The following is an 18017-nucleotide window of genomic DNA, read 5'->3' as shown; positions in this document are numbered from 1 at the left end:
GTCATCGACCCCCTTCCAGGACGGACGCGGCGCCCGGGAGTCGGTCGGCGACGACGTTCATACGCAGTGCGGTGCCCTCCGGGACGGTGATGAAGGCGCTGTTGACGCCCGTGATCAGGGGAACGATCTGGCGCGGGACGCTCACGGTGCGCATCACCTTGGTGGTGCTGTCCATGATGACCCGCAGCATGACGGTGCCCGGCGTGAACTCGGTCTCGTGCGAGCCGAACATGTCGGCGAGCGGCGTGAAGAAGCCGGTGCCCAGCAGGGTGGTCGTCTTGTCGATCTTGTCGTAGTTGTTGACGGTGTAGTCGAGCGTGCCCGCGACCTCGCCGCCGCGCATCTGCGGGATGAACCAGCCCTCGAAGGCGCCCTCGACCAGGCCCGGCGCACCGTCGAGCGTGGTGCGGACGGCGCGCAGCGTGGTCCCGATCGGCACCTTCACCGACCGCGCGTTCTGCTGCTCGACGGAGAACGCCACCTGCAGCAGCGGCGTGATCGCCTGGGTGTACTGGGTGGCCTTCCTGGTCACCTCGATCAGCTTCGGCGTCATGACGCCGGACACGGAGACCGCACTGCGCGTGAGCAGGTCGGAGATCGTGTCGTTGCTCGAGCGCGGGCGCAGGGTGCTGCCCGAGCGGAGGTCGGTGCCGCCCTGCCCGGGGATCAGCGCCATCTCGGTGACGCCGAAGTAGTTGCCGGGCTGGTACCGCACCGACAGGGCGTCGGTGAGGCCGCGGAGGCTGCCGCGGTCCAGGCGGACCGCCACACGGGCCTGGCCCGCGCGGGGGATCACGACGGACTCGACCTCGCCGACGGGCACGCCGCGCAGCGTGACCCGGGTGCCGGACTTGACGCCCGGGCCCACGTCGGTGGACTCGACGGTGAGCGCGAGCCGCGGGTCGGACGCGGGGATGCGGGAGGAGACGACGCCGGCGAGGACGGCGATCAGGATCACGGCGATCGTCGCGACACCGACGGTGAAGAAGACGCGTTGTTGGCGGCCGGGTGTGCCGCCGAGCAGTTCGTACATCGTTTCCCCCTAACCCTTGAAGATGATCGTGGGGGTGATGCCCCAGAACATGATGGTCAGGATGAAGTCCAGCGTGAGCACCGTGACCAGGCTGGCGCGCACGGCCCGGCCGCTGGCGAGGCCGACTCCCTCCGGGCCGCCCTTGGCGAAGAACCCGTAGTAGCAGTGGATGATCGTGACGGCGGCGCAGAAGACCACGGCCTTGAGCGTCGACAGCGCGATGTCGCCCGGGCTGAGGAACTGCTCGAAGTAGTGGTTGTAGGTACCCAGCGCCTGGCCGTGGAAGACGACCACGATCAGCTTGCAGGTGAGGAAGGCGAGTAGCAGCGTCAGCATGTACGCCGGGATCACCACGACGATGCCGGCGATGAGGCGCGTGCTGACGACGTAGGGGATCGAGCGGATGCCGAGGGCCTCGACGGCGTCGATCTCCTCCGCGATCCGCATGGAGCCGATCTGCGCCGTCATGCGGCAGCCGGCCTGCGCGGCGAAGCCGATACCGGCCGAGATGGGGATCATCTCCCGGATGTTCGCGAGCCCGCCGATGACGCCCGTGAGCGGCCCGAAGCCGATGAGGTTGAGGCCGGCGTAGGCCTCGATGGCGACGGCCGCGCCGCTCGCCGCGCCCAGGATGACCATCATGACCACGACGCCACCGTCGACCACGACGGACCCGCGGCCCCAGGCGAGCTGCTTGAGCACGCGCGAGGTCTCGCCGCGGTACTTCATCAGCGCGACGGGCACGAGATAGATGGACTGGGCGACGAAGACGACGGCCTCGCCGATCCGCGCGATCAGGCTCGCCGGCTTCGAGTCGAGGGTGCCCTTCTTCGCCTTCGCCGGTGCGGGCGGGTTCGTGGTGGTCATCAGGCCACCTGACTCGGGAAGAACATCGTCTGCAGCTGGGTGAGGCCGAGGAAGGACAGGAAGATCAGGGTGATCGACAGGACGACCGAGGAGTTCACGCCGTCCGCGACGCCGCGCGGGCCGCCCGAGGCCTCCAGGCCGCGCAGTCCGGCGACGAGGCCCACGATCATCGCGCCAGTCTCGGCCTTGAGCACCGCGAAGGCCAGGTCCGACGGGGCCGAGAAGGCGCCGAAGGAGGACCAGAAGCCGCCGGAGCTGAGCCCGAACTGCCACACGGACACGGTGAGGGCGACGATCATGGCGACGGCCACGATCGCGACCAGCAGCATCGGCGCGATGATCATCAGCGCGAGCATGCGGGGCGCGATGAGGCGGGCGATCGGATCGACGCCCATGACCTGCATGGCCTGCAGCTCCTCGCGGACCGTGCGGGAGCCGAGGTCGGCGGCGATCGCCGAGGCGCACACGCCGCCGAGCAGCACGCCCGTGGCGAGCGGTGCGCCCTGCCGGATGATGCCGATGCCGGAGGCGGCGCCGACCAGGGAGTTCGCCCCGACCGTGTCGACGAGGGCGCCGACCTGGACCGAGACGACCGCGCCGAACGGGATGGCCACGAGGACGGCGGGCAGCGTGGTGACCCGCAGCAGCGTCACCGACTGCGTGATCATCTCGCCGACCGCGAAGTTCCGCTTCAGGACCCCGCGGAACGTCCACGCGATGATCTCGCCCGCGAGAACCACCGAGCGTCCGATCGTGGACAGGCTCTTGGTGACGATCGCGGCCAACCGGTACAACCGGTACAGCGCCGCGGCCCTCACGCCCGGCCTCCGAATACCACCATCGGGTGTCCTCTCCTCATTTTCGAGAGGAGCGTATCAACTACCGGAGCAAAACTAGTACGTGTTTCAGTTTTTCCTCGGTCTACCCGATGTGACCTGCGGTGTTGTCAGTCCTTGATGAGGAGATCGACCGCCACGGAGAGCCGCTTCTGCACCTCGGTGGCCGAGGCGCGGTGGGTGACCCACGCGACCAGGTTCGCCATCCACACATCGGCGATCAGGTGGAACGTATCGCGCTGGCGCTCGTCGGGATCCTCCACCCCGAGCGCGTGGGCGAACATGTCCTCGAGGAGGCGGCCCACCCGCTCGACCTCGGCCGCCGCCGTGGCGTCGGCGAACATGAACGCCCGGACCATGGCCTCGGTGAGCAGCGGAGCCCGCTGCAGCGCCTCGGTGTTGCGGTCCAGCACGAACATCAGGCGCTCGGCCGCGGTATCGCCCGGGATCTGCACCTTCCCGATCCGCTCACCCGCGCGCTCGAACTGGCTCACCAGGCCGGCGACCAGCAGGTGCACCTTCGACGGGAAGTACCGGTAGAGGGTGCCCAGCGCCACGTCGGCCTTCTTCGCCACCGCGCGCATCTGCACCGCGTCGTAGCCACCCTTGCGGGCCAGCGCCAACGTGGCTTCGATGATGCGCTTGCGCCGCTCGCGCTGGCCCGCGGTATCGAGGTCCTCCCGGGACGGGGAGGGCGCGGGGGCGGTGGCGGTAGCGGCGGGGGTGCCTTCGGGCGGCATGGGTGGTCACCTCGGAATCTCTTCGGCCGCCGGCGGGTGCCCGGGCGGTCGGGTCGCATGTTGATGTCGCGACAATTGAAACAGGTTTTCGCGCCGGACCTGTGCGTTCCGCGGCGGTTCGGTCGAAGATCACACGATCCGGGCTCGTCAGGACGAGGCTTCGCGCCGCGCGTAGGCCGCCTCGACGCCCGCCTTGCCGGGCTCCCACCACGCCCGGTTCGCCCGGTACCAGTCGACGGTGGCGCGCAGCCCGGCGTCGAGATCGGCGTGCGCGGGCGCCCAACCCAACTCGCGCCGGAGCTTGCTCGAGTCGATGGCGTAGCGCAGGTCGTGCCCGGGCCGGTCGGCGACGGTGTCGAAATCGTCCGCCGGGCGGCCCATGACCGCGAGCAGGGTGCGGAGCACCTCCCGGTTGGACCGCTCACCGTCGGCGCCGATCAGGTACGTCTCGCCGATCGCGCCCCGTTCGAGGATCGCCCACACGGCGTCGTTGTGGTCGTCGACGTGGATCCAGTCGCGCACGTTGGCGCCCGCGCCGTAGAGCTTGGGCCGCTCGCCCGCGAGGATGTTGGTGATCTGTCGCGGGATGAACTTCTCGACGTGCTGGTACGGGCCGTAGTTGTTGGAGCAGTTGGAGATCGTGGCCCGCACGCCGAAGCTGCGGACCCACGCCCGCACCAGGTGGTCGGACGACGCCTTGGACGCCGAGTACGGGCTCGACGGCCGGTACGGGGTGTCCTCGGTGAACCGCTCGGGCGTGTCCAGCGGCAGGTCGCCGAACACCTCGTCGGTGGAGATGTGGTGCAGCCGGACGTCGTGCCGGCGCACCGCGTCGAGGAGGACGGCCGTGCCGCGGATGTTGGTGTCCAGGAAGGGCCACGGATCGCTCAGCGAGTTGTCGTTGTGCGTGTCCGCGGCGAAGTTCACCACCGCGTCGGCGCCCGCGACCACGTCGTCGACCGCCGACGGGTCCGCGATCGAGCCCTTGACGAAGTCGATCCGCTCGCGCAGGTCGTCGAGCGAGGACTCGTTCGCGGCGTAGGTCAGCGCGTCGAGCACGGTGATCCGGACGTCCGGGCGGGTCGCGACGGTGCGCCGGACGAAGTTCGCGCCGATGAAGCCGGCGCCGCCGGTGACCACGATGTGCATGGGATCAGGTTAGTGGGGTTGCAAGGGCGCGTCGAACCAGCGCAGGAGTCGCAGCGGAGACCCGGCCTCCGCCTCGGCCAGCGCGGACCAGGCGCTGGCCGCGAGGCCGCGTGCGCGCGCGCCGATCCAGTCCGGCGGCAGCAGCTCGGGCGGCAGCAGCGGATCGGGCTCGTGGGCGCGGGTGAATTCGGCGACGAGGCCGACCGTCAGCGCGAGCCGCTCGGCGTGCGTCGCATCCGGCGTCCGGCCGAGGGCGTCCTCCGCCAGGTCCGCGAGTCGACGGTGCCCGTCCGCGAGTGCGTCCAGGGGCCACAGGCGAGCCGCGGCCGCGGCGCCGCTCTCGCCGCCGACGTCGAGATCGGTGCAGCTCAGCGTGGTCAGATAGGCCTCGGTTCCGGCGGCCCGGGCGATGTCGCGCAGCGCCGTCTCCCAGGCGTGCGCGGAGGCGTACAGGCCGCCCTGTACGGGCGCGCCGCCGAGCGCGAGGATGGCGTCGCGGAGCGCGCCGCGCGCCTCCCGCTGCGCCTCCGGCACGGCGAATCCCGCGAGGTGCCAGACCCCGTCCCACGGCGCCTCGCCGCGGTCCTGCGCGTACATCAGCCGGACGTGCGCGCGATCGGGCTCGATGCCCGCGCGGGTGGTGTCGGTCGCGGTGAGGACCGCGCCCCGGCCCCGCCCGTCGACGGTGAACCGCCCCTCCGCCACGAGCCGCTTGATCGCCAGCCGCACCTGCTGATCGCCCATGCCGAGAGCCTCGGCGACCGCGTACAGCTCACCCGCATCGATCGTCGCGTCCTCGCGGAGCATGGCCTCGATGAGCGCGCGTGTGGAGATCAATCCGTCAGCCATCCGGCCTCCTCCTCGATGATCACGCGCGTGCCCGGAAACGCTACCGCGAGATCCGCGAACAGCCGCGGACCGTCCAGCACGGCGTCGGGCGGGTGCACGCCGGGCCGGCGGACCGCGGGGAGCTGCGCCGTCGCGAGCGCCGCGGGGACGCCGGTGACGGCGGCCATGTCGTGCAGCACAGCGCCGTCGGTCTCGAGTCGCGCGCAGACCCGGACGGACCGCCCGTCGACGGTGCCGTCCGCCGCGGCGAAGAAGGCCGGCAGCGCGCCCGGGCCGGGGCGGGTGAACGCCCCGGGCAGGGACCGGAGCACCCGCGAGGGGGACGGGGGTTCGAGCAGGGCCGCGGCACCGTCGGGAGTGATCCGTCCGGCGTCGATGTCGCGGCGCAGCACGTCGAGGTACGCGGCGGTGGCGGGCCGGAGCAGCATGAGACAGGCCGATTCCCCCGACGGTGCCACCGTCCGGTGCAGCGTGACCGGCTCGGGATGTCCCACGGTCCAGCCGGTCCCGTCCCGGCCGCCCGGGAGCCGCAGGGCGACGGGGCGCAACGGAGCCCGGCGGACAACGGCGCCCCCGGAGAGTTCGGCGACCTCCCCGCTGCACTGATGCATCCAGTGGACGCCCGCGGCGCCGGCCATCGCCGGGTCCGCGGACGGGGGTGGAGTCGCGGCGTCCACGGGCCAGGCGGTGTAGAGGTCGCGCACCCGGTCCAGGCGCCCGGCGGCGGCGCTCGCGAGCAGCGTGCTCAACCCGGGGCTCGCGCCAGCACCGACGACGGCGCAGACCCCGGCCGCGCGGGCGGCACCGTCGAGCTCGAACGACTCCAGCGTCGGCTCCCAGTCGTCGCAGATGTCGACGTAGTCCGTGCCGGTCGCGATCGCCGCGCGGAGTACGCCGGCACCGAACCGGTAGAAGGGGCCGACGGTGGTGAGCACGGTGTCGACGTCGGCGAGCGCGGCGCGCAGGCCGGAGTCGTTGGTGACGTCGACCCGGTGCGCGGTCGCGCCGGGCAGGGCGGCGGCGAGCTCCGTGGCCGCGTCCGGGTCGCGGTCCGCGACGACGAGCGCGTCGACGCCGGGGAGGCCGGCGAGGGTGCGGGCGGCGCGGGCGCCCATCGCTCCCGCACCGAGGACGGCGACCCTCATCGCGCGGCTCGCTGTCGCGACGCGAAGTCGGTGAGCGCGTCGAGGTAGCCGGGCGCGTAGATGTCGCGCGGTGCGACGACCGCCTGGGCGATCACCCATGGATCCTCGCTGCGGTACTCGATGTCGTCGCGGGTGAGGCTGTGCGTGGCGCCCGGGAAGGTGCGCTCGGTGAGCAGTCCGGGCCGCATCGTCTCCGCGTAGACGCGCGCGGTCTCGGCGGTGTCCACGTTGCGGTCGGCGCCGCCGAGGAGCAGCAGGGTGGGCACGGCGATGCGCGCGAGAGAGGGCGTGACGTCGGCGCGGAAGTTGCGCAGGACGAAGCCGTAGCGGTCCTGCGTCATCGGCGTCGCGTCCACCTTCGCGGCGAGGTAATCGGGGTAGCTCGCGCCCCGTTCGAGGACCGCGACGTTCGCGGCCTGCGCCCGCAGGGCGCGCTGCCTCTCCTCCTCGGAGGCGTCGCGGAGGCCCGCGAGGGTGTGGTACTCGCCCTGGCGGAGCCAGTTGATCGCCGGGCCCACCAGTACGAGGAAGGAGATGTCCGGGCGCCGCGCGGCGAGCGGCGGCAGCACCCATCCGCCCTGGCTGATGCCCCAGGCGCCCATCCGTTGCGTGTCGACCTCGGGCCGCGTGCGGGCCCAGTCGAGGGCGGCGGCGACCTCGGCGCCGCGGTCGGCGAGCGATTGGTCGAGCCAGTTCCCCGGGGAGCCGGCCACGCCAGCCTTGTTCCAGGAGAGGGTGGCGTACCCCGCGCGCGCGAACGCCTCCCAGAGGGGGAAGTACGCGTCGTCGCGGGTGGCGTTCGCGGCGCCGTCGCCGTGCACGAAGACGATCAGGCCGTGCCGGCCCGTGCTGCCCTTCGGGGTGGTGAGCACGCCGTCGAGGCGGCCGCCGGTGTGTGCATCGGGGGTGGTTCCGCCCGCTGCGACGGCGTCGGTGACGGGGATGCTCACGCGGTGCTCGTCGAAGGCGAAGGTGTTCGCCACGGCGATCCGGACGCCCAGGGGCACCACGAGGGCGGCGACGAGTGCGACGGCCACGAGGGCCCATGTCTTCTTGCTCATAAAACGATCGTAGCAACAACGACCGTTTCAAGAAAGATAGTTATGTGATCCGATAGAGTCGGCTCATGCGAGGGATCATCCTGGCCGGCGGCACGGGCAGCAGGCTCCACCCGATCACCGTCGGCGTCAGTAAGCAGCTGCTCCCCGTCTACGACAAGCCGATGATCTACTACCCGCTCTCCACCCTGATGCTCGCGGGCATCCGCGAGGTGCTCGTGGTGACCACGCCGGGCGACGCCGAGCAGTTCCGGCGGCTCCTCGGCGACGGCTCGCAGTTCGGGATCCGGATCGAGTACGTGGTGCAGCCGCGCCCCGAGGGGCTGGCGCAGGCCTTCGTCCTCGGCGCGGACTTCATCGGCGACCAGACGGTCTCGCTGATCCTGGGCGACAACATCTTCTACGGCCCGGGGCTCGGCACGCAGCTGCGCCGGTTCGACGGGGTCGACGGCGGCGCGGTCTTCGCGTACCGGGTCGCCGATCCCCGCGCCTACGGTGTCATCGAGTTCGACGGTGCCGGGCGCGCCGTGGGCTTCGAGGAGAAGCCGGAGCATCCCCGGTCCCCGTACGCGGTGCCCGGCCTGTACTTCTACGACCCGTCGGTGGTCGAGGTCGCGCGGAACCTGAAGCCCTCGCCGCGCGGCGAACTCGAGATCACCGACGTCAACCGGCACTACCTGAACGAGGGGCGGCTGACCGTCGAGGTGCTGCCGCGCGGCACTGCCTGGCTCGACACGGGTACCTTCGACGCCCTCGCCGACGCCACCGGCTACGTCCGCGCCGTGGAGCAGCGGCAGGGCACCAAGATCGGGGCGCCCGAAGAGGTGGCGTGGCGATGCGGCTTCATCGACGACGCGCAGCTGCGCGCGCACGCCGACCGGCTCCGCAAGTCCGGCTACGGCACCTATCTGCACGGACTTCTCGAGGAGAGCCGATGAACGTCGCGCCGCTGCCCATCGCCGGCGCCTTCGTCCTGGACCCGCGGGTCTTCCCCGACGAGCGAGGCGAGTTCTTCGAGCTGTTCAAAGCCTCGGCCTTTCGGGAGGCCACCGGCCACGACCTGTCCGTCGCACAGACCAACGTCTCCGTGAGCCGGCGCGGCGCGATCCGCGGCATCCACTACGCCGACGTGCCCCCGGGGCAGGCGAAACTGGTCGCCTGCCTGCACGGCGCGGTGCTCGACGTGATCGTCGACCTGCGGGTCGGCTCGCCCACGTTCGGTGCGGTCGAGACCGTCCGCCTGGACAGCGCGACGCGGCGCACCGTCTACTTGGCGGAGGGTCTGGGGCACGGCTTCTGCGCCCTGACCGACGACGCCGTCGTGGCCTATCACGTCTCGTCCGAGTACAACCCGTCCGCCGAGCACGGCGTGGACCCGCTCGACCCGGAGCTGAACATCGCCTGGCCCGCCGAGGTGCCGCCGATCCTGTCCGAGAAGGACACGGGCGCACCGTCGCTGGCGGAGGCGCGCGCCGCGGGCGCTCTGCCCGTGTGGCGGGAGTCGTGACGAACCGACACGTTTGAGGGCCGTCGCGGCCCCCTCCCGGCACGCCGGCGTCGATCTCTCAGTCGTGGCGGTTCCCGCGTGCCCGGCGCTCGAGGAGCGTGCGCTCGCCCGCGTTGCGGGTGCGGCGCGCGGCCTCGTCGAACTGGTTCGCCGCCTCCGCATGCCGCCCCGCCCGCTCCAGCAGGTCGCCTCGGACGCTCGGCGCGAGGGGCGCATCGCCGAGCCCGGCCGGGTCGACGGCGTCGAGCACCGTCAGGCCCGCATCCGGGCCGAACGCCCGGCCGTGCGCCACAGCCCGATTGACCTCCACCACCGGACCGGGCGCGGCCTGGGCCAGCGCGTCGTACAGCCGGGCGATGCGCGTCCAATAGGTGTCGGCGGGCGTCGCCGCGCGGGCGTGCTGCGCGGCGATCGCGGCCTGCAGGTAGTACCGGCCCACCGGGATCCCGCGGGCGGCGAGCTCCTCGGCCCGGCGGATCGCGGCCAGGCCCCGCCGGATCAGGAGCCGGTCCCAGCGGTCCCGGTCCTGGTCGTCGAGCAGGACGGGGGCGCCGTCGGCGTCCGTGCGGGCGTCGATGCGGGAGCCCTGCAGCTCGACCAGGGCCTGCAGTCCGTGGGCTTCGGGCTCGTCGGGCGCGAGCTCGGCGAGCATCCGGGCCAACCGGATGCCCTCCCGGGCGAGGTCCGGGCGCATCCAGTCGTCGCCCGCGGCGGCGGAGTAGCCCTCGGTGAAGATCAGGTAGATCACGGCCATCACGTCGTCGAGGCGGCGGATTCGGTCCTCCCCGACGGGCAGTTCGAACTCGGCGCGGGCGGTGGTGAGCGTCTTCTTCGCGCGCGAGATGCGTTGGCCCATGGTCTTCTCGGGGACCAGGAAACCGCGGGCGATCTCGGCGGTCGTGAGCCCGCCGACGACGCGGAGGGTGAGGGCGGCCCGCGACTCGGGCGTGAGTGCCGGGTGGCAGGACAGGAAGATCAGGCGCAGCGCGTCGTCCTCGATGAAGTCGACCTGCGCGTCGAGGTCGGGCATACCGTCGTCCTCCCGCAGGCCGCGACCGATCTCCTCGGTCTTGCGGCGCAGGTTCTCGGCGCGGCGGATCGAGTCGACGCCGCGGCGCTTCGCGGTGGTCATGAGCCACGCGGCCGGGTTGTTCGGGACTCCCGTCTCCGGCCACTGCTCCAGCGCGGCGACCAGCGCGTCCTGCGCCAGGTCCTCCGCGAGCTGGATGCTGCGGGTCATGCGGGTGAGCGCGCCGACGAGGCGCGTGGATTCGGCCCGCCAGGTGGCGGTGATCGCTTCGGCGGTGGTCCCGGCTGGCACGTCGACCAGCGTAGGCGGGACCACCGCCGATGCGTCAGTCGTCCGCCGGGGTGGGCGGCTCGTCGGCGATCTGCCGGAGCGTGGAGACCATGTTCAGCTCGGGCCAGTGGGTGGCGTGCAGCTGCGCGAACTCCTCCGATGCGGCGATCGCCTCCTCGACGGTGTCGTACTGCAGCAGCGACCAGCCGCCCACGATCTCCTTCGACTCGGCGTACGGGCCGTCGACCCGCGTGATCTCGCCCTTGCGGACGACGAAGTTGATGGCGTCCTCCGAGCCGTACAGGCCGCCGCCGTCGAGGAAGTGGCCCTTCGCCGCCTGCTCGCCGATGTAGACGTCCATCGCGTCGAAGAGGGCCTTCGGCGGCGCGCCGACCTCGGGGCCCTCCGCCATCCGTACGAATCCCATGAAACGAGGCATATCGATCAGTCCTTCTTCTGTGGTGGTGAGCGTGTCTCGTACAGGCGTCGAACGGGACGACCCCGTTTCGACATCGTCCCCACAGAAAGTTTCCGCCGCCTCTCGGGCGGGCGGGCCGGATCGGCTCAGAGAGCCGTGAGCACCGGCAGCGGCGGCAGCGCCGTCTCGTACAACCAGGTGCGCCACAGGGTGCGCAGCGGCTCGGGGCTGTACTTCGCCGCGAGGGTGATCAGGTCCTCGGTCGTCACCGACTGGTGCGCGAACTCCGACGTCCACTCGTGGAGCATCGTGAAGAACGCCGGATCGCCGAGCGCCACCCGCACCGCGTGCACCGTCAGCGCGCCGCGCTTGTAGACCCGGTCGTCGAACATCAGGTCCGGGCCGGGGTCGCCGACGACGATGTCGTTCGGCGAGGCCGCGAGCTTCGCGTAGTAGCGCGCCGCCATCTGCTGCGTGGTCGCCTGGCCGCACTCCTGCGCCCACATCCACTCGGAGTAGCAGGCGAAGCCCTCGTGCAGCCAGATGTCCTTCCAGCGCGTCAGCGTCAGCGAGTTGCCGAACCACTGGTGCGCCAGCTCGTGCGCGACGAGCCGCTCGGCGTGCCGCGTCCCGTCGCAGTGGTTGGCGCCGAAAATCGAGACGGTCTGCGCCTCGACGGGGATCTCCAGGGTGTCGTCCGTGACGACGACGGTGTACTCGGGGAACGGGTACGGGCCGAACCAGCGGGTGAAGGCGCGCATGATGCGCTCCTGGTTGCCGAAGCTGCGCTGGAAGTCGGACGTCAGGCGCGCGGGCACGGCCGCCCGGATGGGTACCGGCTTCTCGGCGACCTTGAGCAGGTCGTAGCTGCCGATCTGAATCGTGGCGAGGTACGAGGCCATCGGGGCGGCCTGCTCGTAGACCCACGTGGTGTGCGCGGCCGAGACCTTGCGGGAGACGAGCCGGCCGTTGGACACCACCCGGTACGGCGAGTCGGTGGTGATCGCGATGCGGTACGAGGCCTTGGAGGCTGGGTGGTCGTCGCAGGGGAACCACGACGGTGCGCCGCTCGGCTGCGAGGCGACGATGACGCCCTCGGACAGCTCCTCCCAGCCGACCTCGCCCCACGTCGAGCGGATCGGCTTCGGGGTGCCCGCGTACCGGATGGAGATCGTCATCGCGGCGCCGGCGGGGACCTCGTTCGCCAGGGTGAGCTCCAGCTTGCCGCCGCGCTGGGAGTAGCGCTGCGGGCGGCGGCCGTTGATCGCGATCTTGGAGGCGGTCAGCGCGTCGGAGAGGTCGATCGCGAACCGCTTGAGCGGCTCGTTCGCCGTCGCCGTGATCTCGGCCTTGCCGTCGAGGCGGTTGCTCTCGACCTTGTACGTCAGCTCGAGGTTGTACCTCGACACCCGGTAGCCGGGATTGCCGTGGCCGGGGATGTACGGATCCACCGCGCGGGCGTGCTGCGGATTCGGTGCTGCGACGAGCTTCGGCCTGGCCGACTTGCGCACCACGGATCCACTTCCTTCTCGCTCGGGGTCGGGGGTTTACCTTACCGGCTTGCGCAGCGTCACCGTCGCTATGCCGCCGTGCGGCGCGGGCTCGGGTTCCGAGACGACGTAGCCGGCGCGCTCGTACGTCCGGATGTTGCGCTCGCTACCGGCGCCCGTGAACATGATGAACTCCTCGGTCCCCTCGGGGGCGAGGGACTCCATGAGGGCGATCAGCTCGGTGCCGAGGCCACGGCCCGCGAGGTCCGGTGCCACCATGATGCGGCCGATGTGCCACCGGTGATCCGCCTCCGCCCGGCCGCGGACCGCGCCGATCAGTCGGCCGTCGAGCCGCATGACGAACGTCGCCCACTGCGACGCCCACAGCAGGATGTCGTCGTGGGTCTCGGTCAACGGCGGGACGGCGAGGCTGTCGTTCGCGATGGCCTCCTGCACCCAACAGCACCGCTGCAGGACGAGCAGTTCCGCCACGTCGCTCGGCTGGAACGGGGTGATCTCGAGCCCGTCGCTCACGGGGGACCTTTCGTCGGGGATGTCGGTGCCCACCCTAGTGGGCGGGGCCGGCATCGTCGGGTCAGTCGCGCTTGCGCTTGCCCTCGTTGAACACCCACGGGGAGATGGGGTTGCCCTGCCACTTGGTGTTCGCGGGCACCGAGTCGCCGCGCATGACGAGTGACGCCGGGCCGACGGTGGCACCGTCGCCCACGGACGACGCCGGGAGCGCGACGCAGTGCGGGCCCAGCGTGGCGCCCTTGCCGAGCACCACGGTGTCCATCGCCATGATCCGGTCGTGGAACAGGTGCGTCTGCACGACGCAGCCGCGGGAGACGGTGGCGGCGTCGCCGAGGGTCACGAGGTCGGCCTCGGGCAGCCAGTACGTCTCGCACCAGACGCCGCGGCCGATCTTCGCGCCCAGCATCCGCAGCCACAGGTTGAGGATCGGGGTGCCGGTGGCGGCGTGGGCGAACCACGGCGCGGCGACGCACTCGACGAAGGCGTCGGAGAGCTCGTTGCGCCACACGAAGGAGGACCACAGCGGGTGCTCCTCGCGGCCGATCCGCCCGACCACCAACCACTTCGCGGCCGCCGCGACGCAGCACGCGACCGCGCCGGCGACGAGCAGCGTGACGCCGGAGAGCAGCGCCGCGAGCCACCAGCCCACGTTGATCACGAAGTAGTTCAACGCGACCAGTGTCGCCAGGCCCAGCCCGAAGCTGACGAAGACCGCCAGCAGGCGCGCCGTCTCGACCGAGCCGCGCGCGACGCGCAGCGCGAACGACGGGTTGTAGGTGAACGTCGAATCGGTGTTGCCGGCGGTGCGGCGCAGGCGAACCGGGGGAGAGCCGAGCCAGGAGCTGCCGCTCTTCGCCTTCGACGGGGTGGCGCTCAGCACGGCCACCAGGCCGTCCTTCGGGACGCGACGGCCCGGCCCCGTCATCCCCGAGTTGCCGAGGAAGGCGCGCTTGCCGATCTTGGCCTCGTCGATGCGCATCCAGCCGCCGCCGAGTTCGTAGCTGCCGACCATGGTGTCGTCGGCGAGGAACGAGCCGTCGCCGATGGTCGTGAACTTGGGGATCACCATGGCGGTGGAGATCTCGGCGTCCTTGCCGACCTTGGTGCCCAGCATGCGGAACCAGATGGGCGTCAGCAGCGAGGCGTACAGCGGGAAGAGGAAGGTGCGCGCGGCGTCCATGAGGCGCTCCGTGGCCCACACCTGCCAGCCGACGCGGCTGCGCACCGCGTGGTACCCCGGCTTGAGGCCGATCGCGAGGAGGCGGACCGCGATGAGGGTGAGCAGCGCGTACACGGTGAGGGAGATGATGACGGCGATGGGCAGCGCCGGAAGTGCGTGCAGCGCCGCCTCCTTGAGGTTGGAGTCGTCGCGCACGATCCAGCCGAGGAGCGCGAGCCCGGCACCGATCGCGACCATCGGCAGGCCCGCGAGGAGCACCGAGCTGACGCCGTAGACGAACACCCAATAGGGCTTGCGCGGTGGATGCTCCGCGGGCCACGGGTGCTCCGCCTTGCCGATCTTCTCCGCGGGGGAGCCGGCCCAGTGCTGCTTCGCCTTGACCTTGCCGAAGACCGCGGAGCCGGGGCCGACCTCGGCGCGCTTGCCGATCTTCGCGCCGGGCAGCAGCGTGGACCGCGCCCCGATCGAGGCCTCCTCGCCGATGCTGATCGCGCCGATGTGCAGCTCGTCGCCGTCGAGGTAGTGCCCGGCGAGGTCGACCTCGGGCTCGACGGACGCGTGGTCGCCGAGCTCGAGCATGCCCGTGACGGGCGGCAGTGCGTGCAGGTCGACGCCCCGGCCGATCGTTGCGCCGAGCGCGCGGGCGTAGTAGATCATCCACGGTGCGCCGGAGAGGTTCTCGGCGCCCGACGCGGCGGTGAACCGCTCGGCGATCCACAGCCGCAGGTGTTCCGGCCCGCCGCGGCGGTACACGCCGGGCTTCAGCCCGCCGAGCAGCAGGCGGCACGCGACCACCGACAGTGCCATGCGGCCGATCGGGGTGATGAACACGAGGAACAGCGCGAGCACGACCCACCAGTTGAGCGTGGGCAGCAGCGTCGATCCCGTGGCCCACGCGAAGACGTTGTTGGCGATCGCCATCCACGTGAGCCACTGCAGGCCCGTGAGGGTGGTGAGCGGCACCGACAGCAGGATCTGCGCGATCCCCGTCGACCGCGGCGTCGGCCGCACCTCGCGCGGCTCGGCGACCTCCGCGGGCCGCAGCGAGTCCAGGTACGCGGCGAGCGAGCCGAGCCGCGGGTGGTCGTACAGGTCTGCGACGGTGACCGACGGGTACTGCTCGCGCAGCGCCGTGACCAGCTGAGCCGCGCTGAGGGAGCCGCCGCCCTCGGCGAAGAAGTCGGCGTCCTCGCTGGTGATCGACGCGCCGAGGATGCCGGACCAGCGTTCAGCGACCCACGCCGCGGTGCCGTCGAGGTCGCCGGTATCGGTGTCGTCGGAACCGGGCAGTGGCCAGGGCAGAGCATTGCGGTCGACCTTGCCCGAGGTGCGGGTGGGCAGCTCGTCCATCAGCGCGAGGCGGGGGACCAGCGCGGCCGGCAGCTCCTTGGCGAGCAGCTCGCGGGCCGCCTTGAGGTCGAAATCGGGGTCCGTGGAGGCGAGGTAGCCGACCAGCATGGAGGTGCCGGCGGAGTTCTTCCGCACGGCCGCGGCCGCGCCGGAGACGCCGGGGAGGTTCTGCAGTGCGTTGTCGACCTCGCCGAGCTCGATGCGGCGGCCGCCGACCTTCACCTGGTCGTCGGCGCGGCCCTCGAACAGCAGGCCCTCGGGCTCGAGGCGCACCAGGTCGCCCGAGCGGTAGGCGCGCTCCCAGCCCAGAGTGTCCATCGGCGCGTACTTCTCGGCGTCCTTGGCAGGGTCGAGGTAGCGGGCCAGGCCCACGCCGCCGATCACCAGCTCGCCGGACTGCCCCACGGCCACCGGCAGCGACGTCGCGGGGTCCACGACCGCCAGATCCCAGCCCTCCAGCGGCAACCCGATCCGGACGGGGCCCTTGCCGTCGAGGGGCGCGGCGCACGCCACGACGGTGGCCTCGGTGGGGCCGTAGGTGTTCCACACCTCACGGCCGTCGACGGCGAGCCGCTGCGCCAGCTCGGGCGGGCAGGCCTCTCCGCCGAAGATGAGGAGCCGCACGGCCTCCAGGGCTTCGGCCGGCCACATGGCGGCCAGCGTCGGCACCGTCGACACCACGGAGATGTCGCGCGAGACCAGCCAGGGCCCGAGGTCCATGCCGGACCGCACGAGCGAGCGGGGCGCGGGCACGAGGCAGGCGCCGTGGCGCCATGCGAGCCACATCTCCTCGCAGGAGGCGTCGAAGGCGACGGACAGGCCGGCGAGCACGCGGTCGCCCGGACGCAGCGGTTCGTTCTGGAGGAACAGGCGCGCCTCGGCATCGACGAAGGCCGCCGAGTTGCGGTGGGTGACGGCCACGCCCTTCGGGGTGCCCGTGGATCCGGAGGTGAAGATGATCCAGGAGTCGTCGTAGGGCACGGGCAGGCGGTTGCCGGGCTCGACGGTGCCGGCCTCGATCGCGGCCGCCCGCTCCTTCGTCGACGGTGCGCGCCACAGCCCGTCGCCGGTGAAGATCGCCGCGGCGTGGGCCTCGCCGAACACGAGGTCGGCGCGCTCCTGCGGGTCGTCGGCGTCGACGGGGACGTACGCGGCGCCGGCGGCGAGCGTCGAGAGGATCGCGACGTACAGCGAGCGGTGCCCCGACGGCATGCGGATCCCCACGCGGTCGCCGGCCTGCACGCCGCTGCGGCCGAGGAAGTCGGCGCCCTCGAGCACCTCTTCCCACAGCTCGGAGTAGGTGAGGACGACGTCGCCGTCGTCGATCGCGGGGACCTCGGGGTAGGCATCGACGGTCGCCCGGAGGATGTCGATCAGGGTCCGCGACTCGGGGGCCGAGGCGGACAGCAGGTACTGCGGGGGGATCTCGTTCGGGACCACGGTGGCCGACTTCCTCCGGTTATGCAGATGGGCACGACAGAGAACACAGAACTTCGCGTTGATTGTGTCAGGTCACAGGAATGCCGCAGCACGGACCGGCAGGGCTAAGCTGGAAGCATAGATTACTGGCCAGTAACAAGGAGTGCTCGACATGGCCGTCATCGCCCATCGTGGCCGCAGTGTGCGTGCCCTGATCGTGCTGTGGTTCGTCCGGATCGTGATGAAGACGGTTTTCCGCGTCTTCCCGATGAGCGATCGGACCCTGCCGATCCTGCGCGCCGCGGAGCCCTACCTCAGCCGGGTGCCGCAGTCCGTGCGCGGCGTCCGGATCGAGAAGATCGTCCTCGGCGGCGTGCCCACCGAGCGCATCGTCCCCGACGGTGACGCCGACCCGCACCCGCGCGCGGCCCTCGTCTACTACCACGGCGGCGCCTTCATCGGCTGCAACCTCGACACGCACCGCCGCATCGCGGTGCTGCTGGCCCGCGGACTGCGCGTGCCCGTCTACAACGTCGAGTACCGGCAGTACCCCGACGGTGGCGTGGGGACGTCCGTCGCGGACGGCTTCGCCGCGTACCGCGAGCTGCTGGAATCGGGGGACTTCGACCGGATCCTCGTCGCGGGCGACTCCGCCGGCGGATTCGTGTGCGCCAAGGTGATCCAGTACGCCGCCGAGGCGGGTATCCAGGGGCCGACGGCGTTCGCCGGCTTCTCCCCGTTCCTGGACATCAGCGCCGGGCTGCCGCGGTCATCGCGGCACGACGCGATGCTGCCGCTCGGCAAGATCCGCAAGCTGCGCACCGTGCTGGGCCGCGGCCCGGAGGAACTGCGCGGCCCGGAGGACATGACCACCGACGCGACCGCGCGTTACTTCCCGCCGAGCATCCTGTTCGCCGCGAGCCGTGAGGCGCTGGAGCTCGATTCGCTGGAGCTGCACGCCGCGCTCGATCGCGCCGGCGTGGAGAACGAGGTGCACGTCTACGACGGACAGGTTCATGCCTTCGTCGTCAGCGCGGGCCTCACGCCGGAGTCCTGGGCCGCGTACAAGACGGCCGTCGCCTTCCTCTCCGAGCACCTCACCGAGGCCGAGGAGTCGCGCAGCGAGGCCGCCTGAGCCGGCC

At 71.6% G+C, this 18017-nt stretch carries 16 protein-coding genes; 3 read left to right on the top strand and 13 right to left on the bottom strand.

Translation table 11 applies throughout. The features are described 5' to 3' along the window. Position 1: 1 nt before the first annotated feature. The 8 genes from BLW32_RS24665 to BLW32_RS24630 all read right to left on the bottom strand — a co-directional run bounded on the left by BLW32_RS24665 (position 2) and on the right by BLW32_RS24630 (position 7680). The gene (locus tag BLW32_RS24665; RefSeq protein WP_068741362.1) at positions 2-1033 is read right to left on the bottom strand and encodes an MlaD family protein; all 1032 of its coding nucleotides are present in this window, start codon (positions 1031-1033) and stop codon (positions 2-4) included. Positions 1034-1042: 9 nt separating this feature from the next. Next, on the bottom strand, positions 1043-1900 hold the full coding sequence (locus tag BLW32_RS24660; protein ID WP_068741363.1) for an MlaE family ABC transporter permease: 858 nt from the start codon (positions 1898-1900) through the stop codon (positions 1043-1045). Continuing rightward, on the bottom strand, positions 1900-2718 hold the full coding sequence (locus tag BLW32_RS24655) for an MlaE family ABC transporter permease (RefSeq protein ID WP_082791354.1): 819 nt from the start codon (positions 2716-2718) through the stop codon (positions 1900-1902). The genes BLW32_RS24660 and BLW32_RS24655 overlap by 1 nt, the downstream gene beginning before the upstream one ends. A gap of 128 nt (positions 2719-2846) precedes the next feature. Continuing rightward, on the bottom strand, positions 2847-3476 hold the full coding sequence (gene kstR / locus BLW32_RS24650; RefSeq protein WP_068741364.1) for a cholesterol catabolism transcriptional regulator KstR: 630 nt from the start codon (positions 3474-3476) through the stop codon (positions 2847-2849). Between the two features lie 147 nt (positions 3477-3623). Continuing rightward, positions 3624-4625 (bottom strand): dTDP-glucose 4,6-dehydratase, encoded by a 1002-nt coding sequence (gene rfbB, locus BLW32_RS24645; RefSeq protein ID WP_068522973.1) that lies wholly within the window; start codon positions 4623-4625, stop codon positions 3624-3626. 9 nt (positions 4626-4634) lie between these two features. Continuing rightward, positions 4635-5474, bottom strand: coding sequence for a DNA-binding transcriptional regulator (locus BLW32_RS24640; RefSeq protein WP_068741365.1), 840 nt, complete (start codon positions 5472-5474; stop codon positions 4635-4637). Further along, complete coding sequence (locus tag BLW32_RS24635) at positions 5459-6619, bottom strand: saccharopine dehydrogenase family protein (RefSeq protein ID WP_068741366.1); 1161 nt, start codon at positions 6617-6619, stop codon at positions 5459-5461. The genes BLW32_RS24640 and BLW32_RS24635 overlap by 16 nt, the downstream gene beginning before the upstream one ends. Continuing rightward, positions 6616-7680, bottom strand: a complete 1065-nt coding sequence (locus BLW32_RS24630) for an alpha/beta hydrolase family protein (protein WP_068741367.1) — start codon at positions 7678-7680, stop codon at positions 6616-6618. Before BLW32_RS24630 ends, BLW32_RS24635 begins: the two co-directional genes overlap by 4 nt. A 65-nt stretch (positions 7681-7745) precedes the next feature. Between BLW32_RS24630 and rfbA the strand changes: the two genes are divergently transcribed. Continuing rightward, complete coding sequence (gene rfbA / locus BLW32_RS24625) at positions 7746-8615, top strand: glucose-1-phosphate thymidylyltransferase RfbA (RefSeq protein ID WP_068741368.1); 870 nt, start codon at positions 7746-7748, stop codon at positions 8613-8615. Continuing rightward, complete coding sequence (gene rfbC, locus BLW32_RS24620) at positions 8612-9184, top strand: dTDP-4-dehydrorhamnose 3,5-epimerase (protein WP_068522969.1); 573 nt, start codon at positions 8612-8614, stop codon at positions 9182-9184. Before rfbA ends, rfbC begins: the two co-directional genes overlap by 4 nt. A 58-nt stretch (positions 9185-9242) precedes the next feature. On the opposite strand, the gene BLW32_RS24615 is transcribed toward rfbC, so the two are convergent. From BLW32_RS24615 to BLW32_RS24595, 5 genes are all read right to left on the bottom strand, one after another. Continuing rightward, positions 9243-10505, bottom strand: a complete 1263-nt coding sequence (locus tag BLW32_RS24615; protein ID WP_068741649.1) for an RNA polymerase sigma factor — start codon at positions 10503-10505, stop codon at positions 9243-9245. A gap of 34 nt (positions 10506-10539) precedes the next feature. Next, on the bottom strand, positions 10540-10911 hold the full coding sequence (locus BLW32_RS24610; RefSeq protein WP_225535623.1) for a YciI family protein: 372 nt from the start codon (positions 10909-10911) through the stop codon (positions 10540-10542). 137 nt (positions 10912-11048) lie between these two features. Continuing rightward, the gene (locus tag BLW32_RS24605; protein WP_068741650.1) at positions 11049-12413 is read right to left on the bottom strand and encodes a M1 family metallopeptidase; all 1365 of its coding nucleotides are present in this window, start codon (positions 12411-12413) and stop codon (positions 11049-11051) included. Between the two features lie 36 nt (positions 12414-12449). Further along, complete coding sequence (locus tag BLW32_RS24600; protein WP_068741651.1) at positions 12450-12926, bottom strand: GNAT family N-acetyltransferase; 477 nt, start codon at positions 12924-12926, stop codon at positions 12450-12452. A gap of 61 nt (positions 12927-12987) precedes the next feature. Further along, positions 12988-16896 carry a Pls/PosA family non-ribosomal peptide synthetase gene (locus BLW32_RS24595; RefSeq protein WP_175546309.1) on the bottom strand — a complete coding sequence of 1303 codons (3909 nt, stop codon included), beginning with the start codon at positions 16894-16896 and terminating at the stop codon, positions 12988-12990. Between the two features lie 151 nt (positions 16897-17047). Between BLW32_RS24595 and BLW32_RS24590 the strand changes: the two genes are divergently transcribed. After that, positions 17048-18010, top strand: coding sequence for an alpha/beta hydrolase (locus BLW32_RS24590; protein WP_068626542.1), 963 nt, complete (start codon positions 17048-17050; stop codon positions 18008-18010). Positions 18011-18017: the final 7 nt, after the last annotated feature.

This window comes from Tsukamurella tyrosinosolvens (assembly GCF_900104775.1).
GTDB lineage: Bacteria > Actinomycetota > Actinomycetes > Mycobacteriales > Mycobacteriaceae > Tsukamurella > Tsukamurella tyrosinosolvens.
This window is presented reverse-complemented; position numbering and strand designations above follow the sequence as displayed.

Excerpts from the sequence above, each read along its gene's own strand:
- BLW32_RS24640 (WP_068741365.1), bottom strand. The coding sequence starts at position 5,474 with ATGGCTGACGGATTGATCTCCACACGCGCGCTCATCGAGGCCATGCTC.
- BLW32_RS24635 (WP_068741366.1), bottom strand. The coding sequence starts at position 6,619 with ATGAGGGTCGCCGTCCTCGGTGCGGGAGCGATGGGCGCCCGCGCCGCC.
- BLW32_RS24665 (WP_068741362.1), bottom strand. The coding sequence starts at position 1,033 with ATGTACGAACTGCTCGGCGGCACACCCGGCCGCCAACAACGCGTCTTC.
- BLW32_RS24610 (WP_225535623.1), bottom strand. The coding sequence starts at position 10,911 with ATGGGATTCGTACGGATGGCGGAGGGCCCCGAGGTCGGCGCGCCGCCG.
- rfbA (WP_068741368.1), top strand. The coding sequence starts at position 7,746 with ATGCGAGGGATCATCCTGGCCGGCGGCACGGGCAGCAGGCTCCACCCG.
- BLW32_RS24590 (WP_068626542.1), top strand. The coding sequence starts at position 17,048 with ATGGCCGTCATCGCCCATCGTGGCCGCAGTGTGCGTGCCCTGATCGTG.
- rfbB (WP_068522973.1), bottom strand. The coding sequence starts at position 4,625 with ATGCACATCGTGGTCACCGGCGGCGCCGGCTTCATCGGCGCGAACTTC.
- rfbC (WP_068522969.1), top strand. The coding sequence starts at position 8,612 with ATGAACGTCGCGCCGCTGCCCATCGCCGGCGCCTTCGTCCTGGACCCG.
- BLW32_RS24630 (WP_068741367.1), bottom strand. The coding sequence starts at position 7,680 with ATGAGCAAGAAGACATGGGCCCTCGTGGCCGTCGCACTCGTCGCCGCC.
- kstR (WP_068741364.1), bottom strand. The coding sequence starts at position 3,476 with ATGCCGCCCGAAGGCACCCCCGCCGCTACCGCCACCGCCCCCGCGCCC.
- BLW32_RS24660 (WP_068741363.1), bottom strand. The coding sequence starts at position 1,900 with ATGACCACCACGAACCCGCCCGCACCGGCGAAGGCGAAGAAGGGCACC.